This is a genomic window from Pseudophaeobacter profundi, assembly GCF_029697505.1.
In the GTDB taxonomy this organism is placed as follows: Bacteria; Pseudomonadota; Alphaproteobacteria; order Rhodobacterales; family Rhodobacteraceae; genus Pseudophaeobacter; species Pseudophaeobacter profundi.
Window position 1 is genome coordinate 1 of sequence record NZ_JARJEF010000224.1, and the last position, 277, is coordinate 277.

At 46.2% G+C, this 277-nt stretch carries 1 protein-coding gene; it reads left to right on the top strand.

Features of this window, described 5'->3' with window-relative positions; genetic code table 11:
• Positions 1-277 (top strand): hypothetical protein (locus tag P2081_RS20810; RefSeq protein WP_278924690.1); only part of this gene is annotated, 277 nt, incomplete at both ends.

Sequence of the window (277 nt, forward strand, 5' to 3'; positions counted from 1 at the left end):
GCCGGAGTCATTGAAGAAATAGATTCGGACGAATTCTTCCTTCGTGAGAAGGGATTGAGTAGAGAGGATGTAGATGTCAGTAGATACCTCTCTTTAGAAATTCGTGATGCCTTCCGATCACCTAAAAACGCCCTTGCCAGTTTAGACCAGGAAGAATACGATGAGGACGAAGGTTACGATACCAAATTACCGAGACCGACAGGTGAACCTGTCCGCTTGTCGATGGAGGCGATAAGAAATCAACCCTCAGAACAGATACGAATGACTCCTGAACGAG